At 33.3% G+C, this 17,309-nt stretch carries 14 protein-coding genes; 7 read left to right on the top strand and 7 right to left on the bottom strand.

Annotated elements, in window-relative coordinates; all coding sequences use genetic code 11:
• Positions 1-3 precede the first annotated feature (3 nt).
• Complete coding sequence (locus tag M2373_RS06035; protein WP_259108623.1) at positions 4-1,209, bottom strand: RsmB/NOP family class I SAM-dependent RNA methyltransferase; 1,206 nt, start codon at positions 1,207-1,209, stop codon at positions 4-6.
• A 235-nt stretch (positions 1,210-1,444) separates the two neighbouring features.
• On the opposite strand from M2373_RS06035, the gene M2373_RS06030 reads away from it, so the two are divergent.
• Positions 1,445-1,789 (top strand): zinc ribbon domain-containing protein YjdM, encoded by a 345-nt coding sequence (locus tag M2373_RS06030; protein ID WP_259108620.1) that lies wholly within the window; start codon positions 1,445-1,447, stop codon positions 1,787-1,789.
• A gap of 369 nt (positions 1,790-2,158) precedes the next feature.
• On the opposite strand, the gene M2373_RS06025 is transcribed toward M2373_RS06030, so the two are convergent.
• Positions 2,159-3,094, bottom strand: a complete 936-nt coding sequence (locus tag M2373_RS06025; protein WP_259108618.1) for a sulfate/molybdate ABC transporter ATP-binding protein — start codon at positions 3,092-3,094, stop codon at positions 2,159-2,161.
• 85 nt (positions 3,095-3,179) lie between these two features.
• Here M2373_RS06025 and M2373_RS06020 point away from each other — a divergent pair, with 85 nt between their 5' ends.
• From M2373_RS06020 to M2373_RS06005, 4 genes are all read left to right on the top strand, one after another.
• Positions 3,180-3,839: a YceI family protein gene (locus tag M2373_RS06020; RefSeq protein WP_259108617.1), complete on the top strand. Its 660-nt coding sequence runs from the start codon at positions 3,180-3,182 to the stop codon at positions 3,837-3,839.
• Positions 3,840-3,970: 131 nt separating this feature from the next.
• Entirely contained in the window at positions 3,971-4,981 is a 1,011-nt protein-coding gene (gene pheS / locus M2373_RS06015; protein ID WP_259108616.1) for a phenylalanine--tRNA ligase subunit alpha, read from the top strand.
• Positions 4,982-5,241: 260 nt separating this feature from the next.
• Positions 5,242-6,792 (top strand): HAMP domain-containing sensor histidine kinase, encoded by a 1,551-nt coding sequence (locus M2373_RS06010; RefSeq protein ID WP_259108615.1) that lies wholly within the window; start codon positions 5,242-5,244, stop codon positions 6,790-6,792.
• Positions 6,789-7,430 (top strand): response regulator transcription factor, encoded by a 642-nt coding sequence (locus tag M2373_RS06005; protein ID WP_259108614.1) that lies wholly within the window; start codon positions 6,789-6,791, stop codon positions 7,428-7,430. The genes M2373_RS06010 and M2373_RS06005 overlap by 4 nt, the downstream gene beginning before the upstream one ends.
• 2,387 nt (positions 7,431-9,817) lie before the next feature.
• Here M2373_RS06005 and M2373_RS06000 read toward each other — a convergent pair.
• The gene (locus tag M2373_RS06000) at positions 9,818-10,588 is read right to left on the bottom strand and encodes a DUF3108 domain-containing protein (protein WP_259108613.1); all 771 of its coding nucleotides are present in this window, start codon (positions 10,586-10,588) and stop codon (positions 9,818-9,820) included.
• A gap of 147 nt (positions 10,589-10,735) precedes the next feature.
• Between M2373_RS06000 and M2373_RS05995 the strand changes: the two genes are divergently transcribed.
• Positions 10,736-11,791 carry an NAD(P)/FAD-dependent oxidoreductase gene (locus M2373_RS05995; RefSeq protein ID WP_259108612.1) on the top strand — a complete coding sequence of 352 codons (1,056 nt, stop codon included), beginning with the start codon at positions 10,736-10,738 and terminating at the stop codon, positions 11,789-11,791.
• Positions 11,792-11,873: 82 nt separating this feature from the next.
• A complete protein-coding gene (locus tag M2373_RS05990) occupies positions 11,874-12,203 on the top strand; it encodes a 2Fe-2S iron-sulfur cluster-binding protein (RefSeq protein WP_259108611.1) in 330 nt (109 codons plus the stop codon).
• A gap of 225 nt (positions 12,204-12,428) precedes the next feature.
• On the opposite strand, the gene M2373_RS05985 is transcribed toward M2373_RS05990, so the two are convergent.
• The 4 genes from M2373_RS05985 to M2373_RS05970 all read right to left on the bottom strand — a co-directional run bounded on the left by M2373_RS05985 (position 12,429) and on the right by M2373_RS05970 (position 17,256).
• Complete coding sequence (locus M2373_RS05985) at positions 12,429-14,582, bottom strand: prolyl oligopeptidase family serine peptidase (RefSeq protein ID WP_259108610.1); 2,154 nt, start codon at positions 14,580-14,582, stop codon at positions 12,429-12,431.
• A gap of 38 nt (positions 14,583-14,620) precedes the next feature.
• A complete protein-coding gene (locus tag M2373_RS05980) occupies positions 14,621-15,202 on the bottom strand; it encodes a TIGR00730 family Rossman fold protein (RefSeq protein ID WP_259108608.1) in 582 nt (193 codons plus the stop codon).
• A 6-nt stretch (positions 15,203-15,208) separates the two neighbouring features.
• Positions 15,209-15,514 carry a hypothetical protein gene (locus M2373_RS05975; RefSeq protein ID WP_259108605.1) on the bottom strand — a complete coding sequence of 102 codons (306 nt, stop codon included), beginning with the start codon at positions 15,512-15,514 and terminating at the stop codon, positions 15,209-15,211.
• Between the two features lie 296 nt (positions 15,515-15,810).
• The gene (locus M2373_RS05970) at positions 15,811-17,256 is read right to left on the bottom strand and encodes an aminoacyl-histidine dipeptidase (protein WP_259108603.1); all 1,446 of its coding nucleotides are present in this window, start codon (positions 17,254-17,256) and stop codon (positions 15,811-15,813) included.
• Positions 17,257-17,309: the final 53 nt, after the last annotated feature.

Raw genomic sequence — 17,309 nt, 5'->3', positions numbered from 1 at the left:
TATTTAAGAAACTCTTTCAATTAAAGCCATATAGAATCCATCGTAGCCCTGACTAGGCATTACTTTCTCATCCTTAAGCATTCTGAAATTCGGATTGTTTTTAATGAATTCCTCAACCTGTCCGCTATTTTCTGAAGGAAGGATTGAACATGTTGCATAAACCATCTGTCCTCCTTTTTTTAGCATTTTAGAGTAATCCTGAAGAATCTGTTGCTGCTCTTTTTTAATTCTGTCAATAAAATCCTGATCGATTTTCCATTTGCTGTCCGGATTTCTTTTCAAAACTCCAAGACCTGAACATGGGGCATCGATCAATAATCTGTCTGCTTTTTCATGCAGTCTTTTGATTACTTTATTATCAGAAATCATACGTGTTTCGATGTTGTGGGCTCCGGCTCTTTTTGCACGACGCTTCAACTCTGCCAGTTTCCATTCGAAAATATCTAAGGCAATGATCTGTCCTTTGTTTCCCATCAAAGCAGCCAAGTGAAGGGTTTTTCCTCCTGCACCTGCACAAGCGTCAACAACTCTCTGACCTTCTTTTACATCAAGAAAATATCCGATTTTTTGAGATGAAGCATCCTGAACTTCAAATAATCCTTCTTTAAATGCAGTTGTAAGAAAAACGTTCTTTTTTTCTTCTAACTGTACCGCATCAGGATAGTTTTTGATAGGATAAGCTACAATATTTTCATCAGAAAGATCAGAAATAAGCTCTCTTGGAGTCGTCCTTAAAGAGTTTGCTCTTAAAACTGTCGGAGCCTGCTCGTTTAAAGCTAGCATTTCCTTTTCCCATTGGTCTCCTAATTCTTTTTCCAAAGTTTCAGCAAGCCATTCAGGAATAGAATGTTCAATAGCTTTGGTAGGAACTGTATTTTTTTTAAGCTTTGTAAGGATATCAGCGATTTTTATTCCGTCAAATTCTTCAAATTTTTTATAATTTGTCTTGCTCCAAAGAAGATAAGCAATGATCAATTTGTAAATATTATTAGGTTTTACCCCTTCACCCATATAGTATTCAAGACGTTTTTTCCAACGGATGATATTATAGAAAATCTCAGAAACAACCGCTCTGTCTTGGCTTCCCCATTTTCTGTGTGCTTTTAAAAGTCTTTCAATGACTTTATCGGCATATTTATTTTTCTCGAAAAATGTTTCTTGTAAAGCATCGTGAATTCCGATTGCTAAATTTCTGTGAATAAGTTCCATAAAATTGGGTTCTGCTATTTTGAATCTGCAAAAATACGAAATTTTAAACGTTTTTTAGTTATAAATTGTAAGTTATGAATTATGAGTTAATTCTTGTTTTAATTTAAAATAAATAGTGGGAACTCGTTAAAATACATAATAAATATCATGTTAAAATTAAATTTACTTACAATCTAATAACTGATAATTTCAAACTCATAACTCAAAAATCCTACCTTTGCAAAAAATTAAAAATATGAGTGATACTGTACTTTGTCCGAAATGTAGTTCCGAATTTACCTATCCGAGTGATGATATGATGGTGTGTTCCCAATGCTTCTATGAATGGAATCCGGAAGAAATTACTACAGAAGCCTTAAATTCAGGAAAAATTTTAGATTCGAATGGTAATGAGCTGCAAGATGGAGATTCTGTGGTGGTTATTAAAGATCTTCCTGTAAAAGGTGCTCCAAAACCGGTGAAAGCAGGAACCAAAGTTAAAAATATTCGTTTGAGACCAGACAGCGACCATAATATTGATTGTAAAATTGATGGTTTCGGTTCAATGGCTCTGAAATCAGAATTTGTGAAAAAAGCATAAAAAAAAGGAAAAAATTGGACAGTGTAATCTTTCAAAAACTTGATTGTCTCGTTTTTCAACATGACTAATGTCCGTCTTTAAGGCAGAAAGAGAATTAACCAAAAATTTCCTTATGCTGTGGAAATACAAATGTAAGAAAAAGTTTTAAACACAAATCTTATGTTTGTATTTTTTTTTTATCCACAAATTTACAATAAGTGTTAGTAAATGTGTAGGTTATGTTATAGTTAAGATGACAAAATTAACTTCTTAATAGTAGGAATGAATATGAATTTTACCGTATTGAAAGACTCTGTAGGTGAATGCTCTCCAACTATTTTTTTTACTTTTTTGAATTATTGAAAGATCACAAATTGTGGATAATTTAATTTACGTAAAAGAAATTTTAACTATTCCCTGGATTTTGTGATCCGTATAAATTATCAGCTCTTTTTCCTTCACTTTTAATTTATTCCAATAATGGTTGCCTGCAAACCTGCTTTCTAAAACTTCTGTTTCAAAGCCGGTTTCAGAGATTTTTATCTCTTTAGGGTAATAGCAGAATTTTGAAAGATTAAAATATGCTATTTCATCCTCACTGAAAATATTTACCTCACCAAAAAGTTTTGCCACGTAAGGATTGTAGGGATTTCTATATATTTCTTCCGGATTTTCATTCTGGATGAGTCTTCCATCTTGTAGAATAACAATCTGATCCAGCCATGGAATGACATCCTGTAGCTCATGAGTAGAAATAAGCAGCGAAATATTATTCTGTTTGACATATTTGAACAGCTTTTCGCGCAATTCAATTTTTCTTGAAAAATCAAGATTACTGAAAGGTTCATCAAGGATCAAAAGTTTCGGAAGTACAGAAAGAGCTCTGGCAATGGCTACTCTCTGCTGTTGCCCACCACTTAGATATTTAGGCAGAATATTTGCGTATTCTGATAACCCTACGACTTCAAGAAGCTCTGTAACGGTTTCCTTTTTCTGAGTCAGATTAATATTTGAAATGAATTTTCCTACATTTTCAGCTACTGTAGCATAAGGCATTAAATCAAAATTCTGAGCTACAAATTTCATGTCCGCTTCTCCCGGAACAAGATTTCCTTTAGGCCCCAAAAGGGGTGTTTCTTTAAAAATAATCTGCCCGCTTTCCCAATCGAGAAGCCCGTAAATTAGATTCAATAAAGTCGATTTTCCGCATCCGCTTTCCCCAGCTAATGCAATAATTTTACCTTCCTCAAACCTTAGATTCAGGTTCTGAAACAGAGGTTTTTCCTTTGTGTGAGAGAAGTATAAATTGTTTATTTCTAATAGCATATTACAAATGTAATGAAATGTTACGTTTTTAGGAAGCAATGGAATTTTTTATTATATTAGCACTAGTAATAAAATTAATATAAATATGAAAAAAAGACTGTTTTCGATAGCTATTCCGGCTCTTTTTGCTGCTGTTGTAGTGGTTTCCTGTAAAAAAGAAAAACCTCTTACCAGTGAAAGCAATGAAGTGGCTACTACAAAAGATGGGATTCAATATGTACTGGATACTTTAAACAGTAGAGTAGAGTGGAAAGGATATAAAATTTTTAAATCTGAAAGCACCAGCCATTTTGGAACGATAAAGTTTGAAAGTGGTGATGTTACAGTGAAAGAAGGAAAGCTTGAAAGCGGAAAATTTGTTGCTGATATGAATTCTTTAACTTCTGAGGATCTTAAGAATGATGCTGAACAATTAGGAAAACTAAATGGTCATCTTAAAAGTGGAGATTTCTTTGAAGTTGAAAAGTTTCCTACAGCTTCTTATGAAATTACAAAAGTTACCCCTGCTATGGAAGGTGATTATAATACAACTCTGGATGGAAATTTAACGGTAAAAGGAATTACAAAGCCTGTACAGTTTAAAGCAAATGTAGCTTTGAAAGATGGTGAAGTAAGCATTAATACTGAACCCAAAGATATCAAAAGAGAAGAGTTTGGTGTAAAATTCCAGGCTCCTGCTGAAAACGGAGTCATTAAAGATGAGGTAACTCTTCAGATAAACGTTAAAGCTTTAGAAAAAAAATAATTTTTTTATTTAAGTGAAATAAGTGATTGAAGTCTGCCTCCGAATAAGAGGCAGATTTTTTTTAACAGATTAAGGAAAATTATTCCATTGAAAAACCGTATTTTTGCAAAACATTTAGAAAGGGTAAAACAATGATAGAAAAGATAGAAGAACTACTGGTTGAGGTAAACAGCTTCAGTACTACATCTAAGGAAGAGATCGAAAACTTCCGCATCAAGTATAATGGTAAGAAAGGAATTCTGAATGATTTTTTTGAAAAATTCAAAGAAGTTCCTAACGATCAGAAGAAAGAATTCGGTCAGAAAATCAATACCTTGAAGCAGGCTGTTAACGTTAAATTGGAGGATTTGAAAAATTCTTCCGAATCTTCTATTATCTTAGAAAAAGAAGATCTTACGAAACCGGCTTTTCCGTTGGATTTGGGTTCCAGACATCCTATTAATTTAGTGAAAAACAGAATCATTGAAATTTTCAAATCTATCGGATTCGCAGTAGCAGACGGACCAGAAATTGAAGACGACTGGCACAACTTTACCGCCTTGAATCTTCCTGAATATCATCCGGCAAGAGATATGCAGGATACTTTCTTTATTGAACAAAACCCAGATATTCTGTTGAGAACCCATACTTCTTCGGTACAGATCCGTTATATGGAGGAGAATAAACCTCCGATCAGGATTTTATCTCCGGGAAGAGTGTTTAGAAATGAAGCGGTTTCTTCACGTTCACACTGTATTTTTCATCAGATTGAAGGATTGTATATTGATGAGAATGTAAGTTTTGCAGATTTAAAACAGACGATTCAGTTTTTTACGACTGAACTTTTCGGAAAATCTAAAATCAGAATGAGACCTTCTTACTTCCCTTTTACAGAGCCAAGTGCAGAAATTGACGTATATTGGGGATTAAATTCAGAGACAGATTACAGAATTACAAAAGGAACAGGCTGGCTTGAAATTATGGGTTGCGGTATGGTAGATCCTGCTGTTCTGAAAAATGTAAATATTGACGCTGAGAAATATTCCGGATATGCTTTTGGAATGGGAATTGAAAGAATTGTAATGCTTCTTTATCAAATGAGCGACATCAGAATGTTCTTTGAAAATGATATCAGAACCTTAGAACAGTTTAAAACTTTATAAAAAAAGTTAAACTTAAATAAATCAAATCCTGTAAAAATTTAATTTACAGGATTTTTTATTAATTTTATAATAAATCAGAGAAAAAAATGTTTGGAAAACTGTTGAATTTTAAATTAAGAAAAATTGTTCATTATTCTCTCATTATCTGTATTTTATTGATACAAATCATCATAGCTGCTTTTTTTTATAATGAATTTATCAATAGGAAAAACTTAACTTTTATTGAACAACAATTGAAAGAGGTGCACTCGTTGGAAAATTTGACAGATAATTCCAGAAAAGAACTGATCAATGCCCAGACCTATCTTCAGAAATATGTCATGAGTGAGGATGATCAATATCTGGCATCTTACTTTCAGTCTTTAAACAAACTGGGCAATAATTTAGACAGTATCAGTCATTATAAAAATAAATATCCAAAGCTGAAAACGACTTTGGCCTCTCAAAAAAAAGATTCATTAGAAATTAAAAAATTAAAATTATTAATTGATTCTACGTATCAGTTTTCAACTAAACCGAATTTTAAAATCCGCAATGATGTTCCTAAGCTTGAGAAATATGATTTTGGAAATAGCTTAGATAAATTTAATTTCAATGTTGAAACGAAAACCTATTCTGATACGGTTAAGAAAAAGGGACTGTTTGGGCGTTTGGGGGACGCAATATCAGGAAAGGAAAATGTACGCAAAGAAAGTACTGTTATTACTCTGAAACAAGGGAAAACTCCCGATGCTTCTGTTATCCGTAAAGAATTGGACAGTATTTTTAAATTGGTGAATAATCATTATTCAGGCGAGGTTAAAAAAATACAGATAAACGCTACCGAAAAACAGAATAATAACAGTGAAATTTATAAAATGTTCAGTAATCTATTGATTTACAGTGATGGATTGATGAATATTTATGAATCTGCTATCAAAGAATCTAAAGCCGATCTTGAAAAAGAATATAATAAACAGAATTCAAAAAATAACAGGATCAGGACGTATTTAATATTCGGATCGATGATTCTGATGTTTGTCGTATCCATACTGATCATGCTATTAACCAGAATAGCATTTATTTACGAGAAGAAACTGAATGCTGCCAACACACAAATTAAAGAAAACCTGAATTTTAAAAACAGGATTTTGGGAATGCTGAGTCACGAATTGCGATCACCGTTAAAAATTATAGGTCTTTTCATCAATCGAATTAATAAGAAAACAGATGATGAGAAAATTAAGGAATATCTTAAATCCATAAGTTTCACAAACGATACGTTATTGATACAGGCAAACCAGATTCTGGAATATACCAAAAATCAGGCAGTGGAAAATAAACTGATTCCTGTGGTCTTTAATCTGAAAGACGAGACCCGATCAATCCTGAATTCTATTGAACCTTATATAGAAACAAGAAATAACAGATTTATCATTACCGAAAATATACATCCTGATCTTACTGTGTATTCGGACAATAAGAAAATAAATCAGGTCTTTATGAATATTCTCGGTAATGCCAATAAGTTTACTGAAAATGGAGAGATTAATGTAAACATAACCACGGAAACTATCGATGACAATATAATTTCTTTTACAACAAAAATAAGTGATACCGGAATTGGAATTTCCAAATCCGATTTGGAAAAAATATTTGAACCTTACTATCAGGGAATATTATCAGAAGATATAGAAAACCTGGGAGCTGGTCTGGGATTAAGTTTATGTAAGGAAATTGTAGAGCTATATGATGGCAACATATCAGTATCCAGCGAAGTGAACAAAGGAACGACCGTAATTTTTTCGATAAATTTAAATCGTAATAAATGAATCAGATAAATAATAAAACGATACAGATTCTGCTTGCAGATGATCATAGTCTGATAAGACAGGGGATTGTTTTTCTATTGGAAGATATTGAGCTTGATTGTGAAATTTTTCAGGCTTCAAATCTGCAGCAGGCATTGGAAACTGTAAAAAATCAGTCTATAGACATTACAATAATAGATGCTCATTTTCCTGATGGAAACAGCATGACTATTTTACCGGAAATAAAAAAAATAAGTCCGGAGACTAAAATTCTGGTTTTTACGGGAATTGAAGAAGATAAATATGCGCTTAAGTTTATAAATGCTGGTGCCAATGGCTTTCTAAGCAAAATGAGTGAAGAGGAAGAAATAAAACAGGCAATTCTTAAAATGCTGGAAAAAGGAGAATACATCTCACCTACGACACAGGCCTTGTTGATGAATTCAATGAAAAATCCTACTCTTATCAATCCATTATCATCTCTAACTGAGCGAGAACTGCAAATTGCAGAAATGTATGCAGAAGGATATGGAAACCTTGAAATTGCCAACAGACTGGACGTTAAACAAAATACAGTAAGCACTATTAAAAGAAGGATATTTGATAAACTTGGAATAGAAAATATTGTAGAGCTTATTGAGCTTATTAAAAATAAATAATAAAATTGTAGATAAATATCTACAGACCTGCCGATATATATCTACATCATTTGTGGTAATTCTATTTCTTTATGTTGGTATATTTGTAATACAAACAAGACAAGTTATTTAAAGAAGACTTTGGTTCTGCTTACAAACACAAATGATGAGAAAGAATCAAAGTCGATACAACACAGATGATTTAAAAAAGTTAAAGTTCCTACACAAACACAGATGATCGAAAAATCCAAAACCTCTGAAATTGACCAGAGGTTTTTGTTTTGCTTATACAGTAATGAGATCCATCATTCTAATTAGATTTTCATTATAGATAGAAATTAGAATATTTTTCACATAATTATTATTTTAACTGATTGCATGGGTGTAATTGATATGATTAGTAGAAAAATATCTACATACTGTACGATCTATATCTACAAGAATTAAGATGATGATAAGCTTATATGTTGGTACATTTGTATTACAAACAAGACAAGTTATTTACAAAAGACTTTGGTTCTGCTTACAAACACAAATGATGAGAAAGAATCAAAGTCGATACAACACAGATGATTTAAAAAAGTTAAAGTTCCTACACAAACACAGATGATCGAAAAATCCAAAACCTCTGAAATTGACCAGAGGTTTTTGTTTTGCTTATACAGTAATGAGATCCATCATTCTAATTAGATTTTCATTATAGATAGAAATTAGAATATTTTTCACATAATTATTATTTTAACTGATTGCATGGGTGTAATTGATATGATTAGTAGAAAAATATCTACAGACTGTACGATCTATATCTACAAGAATTAAGATGATGATAAGCTTATATGTTGGTACATTTGTATTACAAACAAGACAAGTTATTTACAAAAGACTTTGGTTCTGCTTACAAACACAAATGATGAGAAAGAATCAAAGTCGATACAACACAGATGATTTAAAAAAGTTAAAGTTCCTACACAAACACAGATGATCGAAAAATCCAAAACCTCTGAAATTGACCAGAGGTTTTTTTGTTTTTATTATCAGAGATATTGCTGAAATAATTGTTAGCTAAAAGTTTGAAAATTTTTCCGATAAAATATACTTTAACTATTTTTAAATAATATAATTAGTTGTTTTGTAGAAAAATATCTATAATAAAACGATATATATCTACATTATTTAGTATGATAGTATGTTGAGATGTTGGTACATTTGTAATAGAAAAAAGAACAAGATATTTTTAATTAACCTTTTGATTTCTATAAAAAACACATATGATGAAAAGGAAGTAAAACTTCTCAACACAAACACACACAAATGATCAGAAAAGAAACCTCCGAAACGATCGGAGGTTTTTTCTTTTTGTGACTAGTCCTTATTCAAAAACAAAAGTATGTTGTAGGTTTTATTTTATTATAAAAGAAATCCTATAACTGTAGATAAATATCTACAAGCAGAACGATATATATCTACAGACTTTGATGTGATAATATGCTTTGATGTTGGTACATTTGTACAGTCAAATAAGACAAACTATTAAAAAAATAACCTTTGGTTCTCCTTGTAACACAAATGATGAGAAAGAATCAAAGACTCCACAAATACAGATGATAGAAAAGCCAAAACCTCTGATCAATTCAGAGGTTTTTTTATTGGGTATATGATTTCAGATTTGTTATTTAATTTATTCTATTACCTATAAATATAAAATAGGATTATAAAAAAATGCGAAGAAAGTAATATGCCTTATTTAATTAAAGGATATTAACTTGATTTGTAGAAAAATATCTACAATCTGAAAGATATATATCTACAGCATGTATGATGGTTTTATACCCATATGTTGGTACATTTGTAATAACAAAAACAACAAATAAAAAATCTTTGGTTTTGACAGACATAAAAGATTAAAAAGGATTCAGAATCCTATACACACACACTAACACAGATGATAGAAAATCAAAGCTCCGAAAATTTTCGGAGCTTTTTGTTTTTAATTACTGACCTTAGAAACAAAACGTAATTAAAAACGAAGTAACTATATTAAAAATTTACACTGTGTCAATAAAAGACGCTCCGATTTCATTTTCGAAGCGTCTACAATAAAAACATTCAATATATAGCGATACGCTTATTGTAATATAAGTCATTGAGTTTTCAGGATGTTGGATATCGTTACTATTAAGACAATCTAGATTTGAAATATATTACATGAAAGACGGTTTGCTTTTATAAAAAATAGAAAATATTTTGTTGGAGATTGCAAAAGCGCGACGTATTTTATCCGAGCACCTTTAAGGCACAAGAAAATTAAGATTTTCAGCAAAGCAATAAAATAATAGATACAAAGAATTTTAAATAAAAAATGCCTGCAAAAAAACTGCAGACATCTTTATTTAAAACTAACTATATTTTTAATTTGTGAATTTTAAAGGATATTTCACATTTTTATAATCATCAATACTTGCTTTCAGAGAACCTACAGCCAATTCGGCCTTCAAAAGCATCGGAATATGGTTGGCATCATTGGATACCCACATTGTTACCCCTTCCTTTTCTTTAAAGACTCTTCCGCTCTTTACAGACGGAATAATTTTTAAACAATTAATTGTTCCGAATTTTGTTTTTAAATTTTCTGTTCCCACTACTTTCAGCTGAAAAGGAAACATCTCATCGTCAATCCATACATTCATATTGATAATGGTCCCTACTTTTAACTCCGAGGGGCTTTTGCTTCTTAAATAATAAAAGCAGGAAAGCATATCCTGAACTCCTTTTACAGATTTTATGACCTTAGAACCGTTGGCAGGCGTTTTTTTATCCGTTAAGATTAACGTATTATTATCATGATTAAAAACCGTTTCAAAGTGTTGACGATAGCTGCCTTCTTTGACATTTCTTACATAAAAGCTAGGAAGCCCAGTTTGTATATTGATAAAACTTTCGTATAAATCTTCTACCTTAAAGAATGCTTTTACAGCACCTGTGGTTGCCCCTGTACCTTTTACATAAAGGTGTGGAACGCCCTGATAGGTTGTGGTTTTTGTGGTTAGATTAGCGGTGCCGGCGTTTAAAAAACCATAATGAATCCTGAGGGTTATGGATTCGCCGTTAGCTATGTTATCTATCTGGGCTGTACCCAAACAGAATAGAAATAAAGTTAAAATAACAAATATTTTCTTCATGTTAAGTGGTTTACAAAAAGGTTGCCAAATTTAAATTTTCATGGTATTTGATAAATCTCAGTTTTTTATTTAGACTGAATTAAATATGCTTCGCATTAAAATTAGTAAATTTGCGGCTACATATATAATTAAATTATCTTTAAAATTATGATAACTACAGACATATTGATTATAGGAGCAGGACCAACGGGACTTTTTGCTGTATTTGAAGCAGGTTTGCTTAAAATGAAATGCCACATTATCGATGCACTTCCTCAACCTGGAGGGCAGCTGGCAGAATTGTATCCTAAAAAACCTATTTTCGATATTCCGGGTTATCCTTCTGTAAATGCAGGAGAATTGGTAGATAACTTAATGGAGCAGATCAAGCAGTTTCAGCCTGGATTTACATTGGGAGAAACAGCTGTTTCTTATACAAAAGTAGATGATGAATGGTTTGAAGTTGTTACCAACAAAGGAACGGTTCACAGAGCTAAAGCGATCGCTATTGCAGGTGGTTTGGGAACTTTCGAGCCTAGAAAACCTACGATGGACAATGTTGCTGATTATGAAGAAAAAGGTCTTGAATATTTCGTAAAAGAACCTGAACATTTCAGAAACAAAAAAGTGGTAATCGCCGGAGGTGGGGATTCTGCGCTTGACTGGAGTGTATTTTTATCAAATGTTGCAAGTGAAGTAACATTGATTCACAGAAGAAATGAGTTCAGAGGAGCTTTGGATTCTGTAGAAAAGGTTCAGGAGCTGAAAAATCAAGGAAAAATTAAATTAATTACTCCAGCTGAAGTTACTGCTATTAAAGGGGATGGAAAAGTGGAGGCTATCACAGTACAGGTTGATGGTCAGGATGCTTACGATATTGAAACTGATTATTTTATTCCGTTATTCGGTCTGACTCCGAAATTGGGTGAAATTGGAAACTGGGGATTAAATATTGAAAAAAATGCAATCGTTGTAAATAACGCTTTGGATTATCAGACAAATATTGACGGAATCTACGCCATCGGAGATATCAATACGTATCCGGGAAAACTAAAGCTTATTCTTTGTGGTTTCCATGAGGCGACTTTAATGTGCCAGAGTGTTTATAACAGATTGAATCCGGGTAAAAAATTCGTGCTGAAATATACAACCGTGAGTGGTGTAGATGGTTTCGACGGAAGTAGAAAAGAAGCAGAGAAAGCTGTTGTTAAAAAAATTGACTAAATTTGTTGCCAGTTGACGGTTATGAGTTGAAAGTTAAAACTTGCTTTTACCATCAACTACAAAAGATCAACTATCAATTAAAATGAGCGATATAAATATAAAAATCACCGATAGAGAAGGTGTAACTCACGAGGTTGTTGCCCCAACGGATATGTCCATGAATTTAATGGAAATCATCCGTTCATATGAATTGGCAGAAGAAGGAACCATCGGAGTTTGTGGAGGAATGGCGATGTGCGCTTCGTGCCAGGTATATGTAACCAATGATCCCGGGCTTGAGCCGATGGGAGATGAAGAAGACGCTATGCTTGCTGAAGCTTTCCATGTGAAAGAAAACAGCAGACTGGGTTGTCAGTTGCATATGGTGATGGAAATGGAAGGGCTTGAAGTGGAAATCGCTCCTTATCCTTAGAAGTTTTATTTACATTATATAAAAACTCCCGAAGATTGTCTTCGGGAGTTTTTTGTTTTTAGTCAAAAAATTATTTTGTTTTATTTTAAAGGATTTTATCTTGCATCAAAAGTATTTGAAATGATAATTTTATTTGTTTTTGTGCAGGTATAGTAAATGATTTTATAATTTCCACAAATAAGATATCTAAATTTTTGTGTTTTATTAACAAACCTTTCATCTATTTTAGTTCTTTGAAGGTTGAAACTTCGGATGTCCTACCTGCCACAAAGCAAATGAATAAATATCTGCATATTCTTTAAAGACTACATCAAAATCGCTGGTAAAGTGACCATTATCATAGTTTGCATACAGTAAAACTGGCTTTCCTGAAGCTGAATTATTTTGCAGAATTCCTGCAAATTTACCAGGCATCCAGGGAACTACTCTGGAATCGTTCATTCCTACTCGTATAATTACTGCAGGATATTTCGCGCCCTTTTTCACTTTACTCTGGGCGTCCATTTCAAGTAAATACTTTGTATCTTCTTCACTTTTTAAGGTGCCTATTTCGGGGATTTGGTTGGGGCCATTTGCGGTTACTTCTGTTCTTATAGCATTGGTTAATCCAACTTCCGCAATTGCCACAGCAAAAAGATCCGGTCTTTCAGTAATCGCCCTGCCAATAAGGATTCCTCCTGCACTTACTCCGTTTCCGATTAATTTTGACGGAGACGTATACTTTTGGTTTACTAAATATTCTGAACAGGCAATAAAGTCTTTCCAGGTGTTTGGCTTCGTAGCTTTCATGCCTGCCTCGTGCCATTTTTCACCTTTTTCACCACCTCCTCTTACATGGGCAATGGCAAGTACAACTCCCTGTTCCAGCAGTACCGAAAGTCTTGTTGAAAAACGAGGCTCATAAGAAAATCCATATCCGCCATACCCTGTAATATACGCAGGATTATTACCATCCATTTTTATGTTTTTAGGGTAGATAATAGAAAGGGGAACCATAACCCCATCGTGGCTTTTAATTTCAACTTCCTTTACAGCATACAATTTATTATAGTCAGGAAAATTGGTCTCAGAATTAAGAAATTTACTTTTTACAGGACTGCCTTTTTCCGGATTATACTCATAGGTCGTTAAAGGAGTCAGCCAGTTGACATTATTACAGAAAATATTATCATTTTCACGCTGATTGAGCGATAGTGAACTATTAACTCCAGTCGGAAGATCAACTTTTTTTCCAGCCAGTGTATTGATATTTACCTGATACTTATCTCTTACAATACCATCTCCTAATGAATAATAAAGATAGTTTTTGGAATTGTGAATACTGATAATTACTTTGTCTTTATTTTCCGGGACAACGACTTTTGCGTTATTAAAATCAGGCTTTGATAAGCTTGTTAGTGTAATTTTATAGTTTGGAGAATCTTTGTGAGTCAGCAGGAAAAGTTGATCTCCGGAAATAAATACATCAGTGATATCATCTGATGGCTTCACAATCTGTCGCCAATTTATTTTTTTATTTTTTAATTCTGAATAAGGAGCGACAAAAATAGGGCTTTCGGATTTTACAGAGCCTAACCGAAGAACAATATGTTGGTAATCGTCCGTGAAATTGATCATAGGAAATTGTTCCGTTAAAGCATTCAGTCCGGGATAATCCTCTCTTGATGCTAATATTTTATCTGTTTTTGTATCAGTACCAAGTACATGCAGCATCGCTTTCATATCTTTTAGAAGCATATTGCTGTTTGGATCTGCGGTACTCATTTTGGTATACGTAATTGCCTTGTCATCCGGGGTAAATTCGAATGCAAATTCGCTCCATATCGGACCGATCTCATCATTCAGTAGTTTTTTTGTACCAAGATCTAAAATTCTTAAATGACAAATTTCCCCTCCGGATTTTGATAATAAAAGGGCAATTTTTTTGGCTTTGGAGTCAATTGCGAAACTGGTAATTTGAGTTTTATTACCAAGAGTTTCAGGATCAAATATTAATGTTTCTTTTCCAGTGGAAAGATCTCTCGAATAGAGTTTAGAAAGGCTTTCATTTTTTCTGGTCTTAGTGTAAAAATATTTATTTTCCCTCTGAAATACTGTACTGAAAGAATCACCGTTCATTTCCTGCACTTCTTTCATGCGTTTATAAAGATCCTCACGATGTGGAATTTTATCAATAACGCTATGGCTGAAATCTGACTGAGCCTTAAACCATTTTTCCACTTCAGGATTTTTAATGTCTTCCAGCCATCTGTAGTTATCTGTAATTTTAGTTCCGAAATAATCATCTGTAACGGGCTTTTCCGGAGTCTTAGGATAATTATACTGTGCTAAAAATAAATGACTTGCAAATAAACTGGCAGATAAAATAATATTTTTCATGATTGTATATTTCTTTTCTTTGTGATATTACAAATGTACTATAATTCCTCCTTCGAAATCCATTTTCCTACACTCGGAGCCTGATAATTTTTCATCATTTCTAATAATTCATCAATGGTATTGCTTATTAATAGCATATCACGATTGATTTGCTTTAAAAACCCTTTGTCAACCATAGTTTGAACGAGTTTGATCAAATCATCATAAAACCCGTCAATATTTAAAACAGCAATTGGTTTTTTATGAAGTCCGAGCTGTGCCCAGGTGATCATTTCGAAAAACTCTTCCAGTGTTCCGTACCCTCCTGGCAGAACGATCACTCCATCACAGAGCTCATTCATTTTGGTTTTTCTTTCATGCATGGTTTCGACAAGAATGAGCTCGGTCAGTTCTTTGTGTGCGATTTCTTTGGATTGTAAAAAGTGGGGAAGGACTCCTGTAACTTTTCCTCCTGAATTTAATGCTCCGTCTGCGACAGCTCCCATTAAACCAACATTTGCGCCGCCATAAATCAATTGAATATTTTGTTTTGCCAAGGTTTGCCCAAGTAAAGTAGCCTGATCTTTAAAGAGATCATCAGAACCGAAACTTGAACCGCAAAATACAGTGATACTTTTCATAATAATTTATAATCTTGTTTCTGGTTTTATTTTTTTTCCGTTATTGTATTCCGTTACACATTTTGCCCCATTCTTATTGATGCAGAGCCAACTTCCATGCTTTTTTTTATTTTTGAATTCCTGGTGCACAATCAGTATTTTATTTTTGTATATATCGTAAGCTGTTTTGGTTTCATTCTCATCAAATTGCGTTTCCCAATACTGCAATCCGTCTGAACTATAGCGGAAATGTTTTACCTTTTTAGATGTTTTAGGATCATAAATAAATTCATCCGATACCATCTGTTTGTCTTTAAATCTATAATAAGCCAATGCTTTTATAAGATTCCCGTTTTCATAAATAGTCTCATAGCTGAGATTCCCGTTTTTCTTTTTATACTGTGAAATTCCGGTAAACTTTTTATGATCTGCCTGAGTGTAAGCAGTTTAATTTTCAAAATAGAGTGCATCACCGGCTACTTTCTCCTGACTGTATGCTTTAAAGGAAATTAAAAATAAAACGAATAATGTTTTGAGTTTCATAATTGGTGTATCGTTTCTTACTTTATTAAAAAAAAGAATATCCAAAATCAAATGACTCTGGATATCCAAATATAAATTTTTGCAGTTTATTTTTGAGGAATATTCGCTAAAATATCTTTAGTGAAACTCCAGAATTTCTGCGTTGAAGAAATATTTGCTTTTTCATCGGGAGAGTGAGCTCCTCTGATCGTTGGACCAAAGCTTACCATCTCCATTTCCGGATAATTGGCGCCAATAATTCCACATTCAAGACCAGCGTGACAAGCTACAACATGAGGCTTTTCTGTGAATTTTTCAACATAGATTTTTTCCATCAGCTGAACAATTTCAGACCCCGGCTTCGGTTTCCATCCAGGATAAGAACCGCTGAATTCTGTATTCATTCCTGCTAGTTCCGCAACAGATTTTAATTGCTCTGCTACAGAATCTTTAGATGAATCTACAGATGATCTTGAAAGGTTTAAAATTTTAAGCGCTCCACCTTTTAACTCAACTCTTGCTACGTTATTTGAAGATTCAACAAGATCTTTTACATCAGGGCTCATTCTGTAAACTCCGTTGTGAAGAGACTTTAATGTCAGGATGATTTTTTTAGAATCAGTTTCCGAAACAGCTTGATCAGAACTTGTGGAGTTTTCAATATTAATATGAATATTAGGTTCTACCGTTGCAAATTCTTCTAAAATTTCTTTTTTAAGTCCGGTAGTTGCCTCTTCGATGAATTCCTGAGCATTTCTTACTGAAACAATAGCTACAGCTTCTCTTGGAATCGCATTTCTCAATCCGCCACCATCAATAGAGATCAACTGAATGTTTTCTTTTTCCAGACCCTTGTAAAGAAGTCTTCCTAAGATCATATTGGCATTTCCGAAACCTTTGTGGATATCCATTCCGGAGTGACCTCCTTGTAATCCTTTTACTTCAATTCTTACGATTTGACCTTTGGGAGCTTCAGTTTCATAGTTTTGTGTAATCGTTACATCAATTCCACCGGCACAGCCGATATCAATTTCATCGTCTTCTTCAGTATCAAGATTTAATAAAATTTGTCCGGTTAATTGACCAGGCTTTAATCCTAGAGCTCCTGTCATACCTGTTTCTTCATCAATAGTGAAAAGTGCTTCCAAAGCGGGGTGAGCAATATCTGAGCTTTCAAGAATCGACATAATAGTAGCAACTCCCAAACCGTTGTCAGCTCCAAGAGTTGTTCCTTTAGCTTTTACCCAGTCACCGTCAACTTCCATCTTGATACCTTCTGTTTCAAAATCAAAATTAACGTCATTGTTTTTCTGGCAAACCATGTCCAGGTGAGACTGAAGAACCACCGATTTACGATTTTCCATACCTGCCGTGGCGGGTTTTCTGATGATCACATTTCCTACTTCATCTACTGTTGTTTCCAATCCTAGATTTTCACCAAATTCTTTGATGAAAGCAATTACTTTTTCCTCTTTTTTTGATGGTCTTGGAACAGCATTTAATTTGGAGAAATTTTTCCATATTATCTGCGGTTCTATATTAGATAATTCCATGAAATTTATTTTTCTCAAAATTACGAAATAAAAAATGCTCCCGTAAATTCAGG

Origin of the sequence: Chryseobacterium sp. JUb7 (assembly GCF_024806495.1) — a bacterium.
Taxonomy (GTDB): Bacteria; Bacteroidota; Bacteroidia; order Flavobacteriales; family Weeksellaceae; genus Chryseobacterium.
This window is presented reverse-complemented; position numbering and strand designations above follow the sequence as displayed.